The organism is Microcystis sp. M53603_WE2 (assembly GCF_030065435.1).
Genome location: NZ_JASJFF010000354.1, coordinates 1 through 3,879, shown reverse-complemented (window position 1 = coordinate 3,879; position 3,879 = coordinate 1). Strand labels below are relative to the sequence as shown.

The 3,879-nt window shown below is 46.6% G+C and carries 6 protein-coding genes; all 6 read right to left on the bottom strand.

From position 1 onward, the window contains the following. Positions 1 to 192: 192 nt before the first annotated feature. Positions 193 to 741: an ATP synthase F1 subunit delta gene (gene atpH, locus PX481_RS07660; protein WP_002763366.1), complete on the bottom strand. Its 549-nt coding sequence runs from the start codon at positions 739 to 741 to the stop codon at positions 193 to 195. After that, positions 742 to 1,284 carry a F0F1 ATP synthase subunit B gene (locus PX481_RS07655; protein WP_002763368.1) on the bottom strand — a complete coding sequence of 181 codons (543 nt, stop codon included), beginning with the start codon at positions 1,282 to 1,284 and terminating at the stop codon, positions 742 to 744. Between the two features lie 133 nt (positions 1,285 to 1,417). Next, a complete protein-coding gene (locus PX481_RS07650; RefSeq protein ID WP_002740070.1) occupies positions 1,418 to 1,849 on the bottom strand; it encodes a F0F1 ATP synthase subunit B' in 432 nt (143 codons plus the stop codon). Positions 1,850 to 2,079: 230 nt separating this feature from the next. Further along, a complete protein-coding gene (atpE, locus tag PX481_RS07645) occupies positions 2,080 to 2,325 on the bottom strand; it encodes an ATP synthase F0 subunit C (protein WP_002740068.1) in 246 nt (81 codons plus the stop codon). Between the two features lie 230 nt (positions 2,326 to 2,555). Beyond that, positions 2,556 to 3,305: a F0F1 ATP synthase subunit A gene (gene atpB, locus PX481_RS07640; protein WP_002739857.1), complete on the bottom strand. Its 750-nt coding sequence runs from the start codon at positions 3,303 to 3,305 to the stop codon at positions 2,556 to 2,558. A 58-nt stretch (positions 3,306 to 3,363) separates the two neighbouring features. Further along, positions 3,364 to 3,726, bottom strand: coding sequence for an ATP synthase subunit I (locus PX481_RS07635; RefSeq protein ID WP_002739749.1), 363 nt, complete (start codon positions 3,724 to 3,726; stop codon positions 3,364 to 3,366). Between the last annotated feature and the right edge of the window lie 153 nt (positions 3,727 to 3,879).

The window sequence follows — 3,879 nt, the reverse complement described above, 5'->3', positions numbered from 1 at the left end:
TGCGGGCAGTACCGTCACCTACTTGTAGGACGGTTCCCACGTTGGAGACCTGTACTTCTTGGTTATAGGATTCGATCTGTTGACGAATAATCGTGCTAATTTCGTCGGGTCTGATAGCTACCATAGTTTAATCTGGGAAAAAGTAAAAAATTAGAAGGTGAAAAAACGGCAAAAAAGAGAGATTAGATGACCTTAGCGCAGGGAGAGGCTGAGGCGTTGTAGTTGACCGCGAATGCTGGCATCAAAGACCTGAGAACCGACTTTGATCACCACACCACCGATCAGGCTGCCATCAACTTTGGTTTTCAGTTCGACCACGTTCGCCCCGGTGAGGGTTTTCACTTTGTCGATGACGATTTGTTTTTGGCTATCGTTCAATTCGGTGGCCGAGGAAACTTCCGCTAAAACGGTGTTAGTCAGCACTCTGGCCAGGGTGAGATATTGTTGACAAACGGGTTCTAAAAATTGAATCCGACGTTTATCGACCAATAACATCATGAAGTTAGTTAAATAGGGATTGGCGCTGCTCCCCATTACTTGGGAAAGAACGGCTTTTTTAGCTTCTTCTTTGATGACGGGATTGCCAATAAAAGCTCTTAGATCGGGAGCATTTTCCAACAATTCTAAGAGGGATTTAATTTCGCCGCCAATCGCTTCTAATTGTCCGCTGCTTTGGGCGACGGAAAGTAATGCTTGGGCGTAGGGTTCGGCGATTTCTGAACTGATTAAACTTCCCTGCATCTATTTACCTCCTAGGTTGGCCAAACTGCGATCAATTAGGGTTTGTTGTACCGATTCTTCCAGGCCGGCGCTTAATTGGGATTCCACATTAGCTAAGGCTAAAGCGGTAATTCTTTGGCGTAATTCTACTAAAACGCGATCCTGTTCCGCCGAGAGATCTTTAGCGGCACTTTCGCGCATTCTTTGAATATCGAGTTCGGCTTGGGCGGCGATGTCGGCGGTGACAGTTTTAGCTCTATCTCGAGCATTATTGATAATTTGTCCCGCCTCTTGTTTTGCTAGGGCGAGTTTTTTCTGTTCTTCGGCGAGGGCGTTAGCGGCAATATTTTTCCGGTTTTCAGCTTCGGCTAAAGCTTCCGCAATCTTCGACTGACGTTCTCCGAGGATTTGTCCGAGAACTTTGCGGCCGTAGAAGATGATTAAACCGAGCAGAATCGAGAGGTTAAATAGGTTAGTTCCTAAGATATCGGTGTTGATGCCGAATCCCTCTGCTGCCGCTTCCTTCGCCTCCGTGGCTAATAATAAAACTGTGTCGATGATCATGATTATTGAGGGCGGGGAGTAGGTTATTCAGTTATCAGTTATCAGTTATCAGAGGTAAGTTATCAGTCTTCTAACTCCTGACGACTGAGTTCTATCTTTTTACTGATCACTGTTATTAACCAATGGCTGGGGTTTAGCGAACGAGTTCGGGGCCGAGGAGTTTTTCGAGAATTTGACGGGAAAGAGAGGCCACTTGTCCTTCTAGAGAACGAAAGGCTTCTTCTTTCTGTTGGGCAATTTCGGCGGCGACGGCTTCCTTACGGGCGATCGCTTCTTTTTGGGCTGCGGCAACTCGTTCGCTGGCTAGTTTTTGGGCCTCGGCCTGCGCTTGGGCGATAATCTCTTGGGATTGTTTACGAGCCGAAGTTAATTGCAATTCGTACTCTTGTACCAGTGCTTCGGTTTTGGCTAGTTGTTCTTTGGCTCCGCCTTCAGTTTGCCGAATATACTCCGCCCGTTCATCTAAAACTTTACTGAGGGGTTTATAAAAAACGGCGTTCAGGATCACTGCCAAAAGAATAAACTGTAGTGCCATCACTGGCAGGGTGGCATCGAAATCAAACATTGATTTATTCCTGATAAATAGAAGCTATAGACAGGTTCAAAAAAGGAAGATGATCCCCCTGCTTTAACAATAAACAGTCAGGGGGAATCACTAAAATTCCCTTAACTAGCTATCAGCCTTCCGTCCCCAAAACCAGATTTTTTAGTTGGCTGCTTTGGCGTTTTTTGAGAGTTTTGAAAACTCCGCTGCCAAGCTGAGGACTGGGGGCTGATAGCCCACTGCTTTTTTAATTAGGCGAAGGGGTTAGCGAACAGTAAAACGAGAGCGATAACCAAGCCGTAGATGGTTAAGGATTCCATGAATGCCAAGCTGAGGAGAAGGGTACCACGAATTCTTCCTTCAGCTTCGGGTTGACGGGCGATACCGGAAACAGCTTCTCCAGAAGCGGTACCTTGACCAACACCGGGGCCGATAGCGGCTAAACCAACGGCGAGGGCGGCGGCGATAACGGAAGCGGCAGCTACTGTGGGGTTCATGGTGATTTTTTCCTCTATTTACTAATCAATTTCAATCTGTTGTTTACAGAGCGCGTTCTCAGCCGTAAAAAATGGCTGGTTTTCTGCTCAAAACTCCCGAAAGAGTTTTTGGGAAAGAACGATCTGGGAATTCAGTTGCTCATCCTGAATTCGACCAATAATTTCTTAGTTATTATCCTATTATTTGGACACTTTTTCCTAAGAAATTTTTCTTTTTTCGTCCCTCGCTTTTAAGCGTGTTCCTCTTCGTGTTCCGATTCCAGTGCCTCATGGATATAGGCCCCGGCAAGGGTGGCGAAGACAAGGGCCTGAATAGCGCTGGTAAATAAACCGAGAGCCATCAGGGGTAGGGGTACGACTAGGGGGACAAGGAAGACTAATACGGCCACTACCAACTCGTCCGCGAGGATGTTTCCGAAAAGACGGAAGCTGAGGGAGAGGGGTTTGGTAAAGTCTTCTAAAATTTTGATCGGTAATAGCACGGGAATCGGCTCTAGGTAGTGAGCGAAGTAACCGAGTCCTTTTTTACTGATGCCTGCGTAGAAGTAAGCGAGGGAAGTCAGTAGGGCTAACGCCACCGTGGTATTGATGTCGTTAGTGGGGGCGGCTAATTCTCCTTCGGGCAGTTCGATTAACTTCCAAGGAATCAAGGCCCCTAACCAGTTAGAAACGAAAATAAATAAAAATAGGGTGCCGATGAAGGGCAACCAGGGTCGATATTCCTTTTCTCCTAGCTGGTTTTTGGCTAAATCGCGCAGAAATTCCAGAACGTACTCCATGAGGTTTTGAATACCGCTAGGGACTTTCTGGATTTTGCGGGTAGCGGCGATCGAGGCGATGATTAAGATAGCGAAGACGATCCAGGAGACCGCGATCACTTGCCCGTGAATTTTTAGTCCGCCGATGTGCCAGTACCAGTGTTGTCCCACTTCCAGGGAAGCGAGACTATAAAAATTAAGCACACTTAAACTGTCTAACATTTCCACCTTGGGGAGATTCAGGTTCGCAACTCAGGGTTATTTTGAACGGTTAAAGGGTTTAGGAATCGGCTTTCTGCTCCAGCTTGAAGATGGTTTGCAGGGTATAGACGATGATTGCGCCTTTATAGGTCAAAAAACCCAAAAAAACTGGCACTATGTGCAGTTCTTGCCAACGACTGGCGATGATGATTAATCCAGCGAATAGGGCTAATCCTTTTTTGCCTACCCGATTTTTCGTTACCCCCAATTTTTCCACTTCCCCGGCTAGGAGTTTTAGGTAAACAACTCCCACCATTGCCCCTAATAGGTAATTAAGGGCAGTATTGAGGGAATAAAACAGCCACACGGGTATAAAGATCAGACCGCTTAAGATCAGGGTGGTGATCAATAGGGTGTTTTGTAGTTGATAGTATTCCCGCATCGGATCTGACGACGGGTTGGTTTCTGGGGTTGGGGGAGATTCGATCGATGGGTCAGACAAGGTACACCTAAATCAGCGATAGACTAATCTCAATATCTGGATTGCTTTCCCAGCTATGACGCTCAGGTAAGCCACAAGACATATTATCACGGC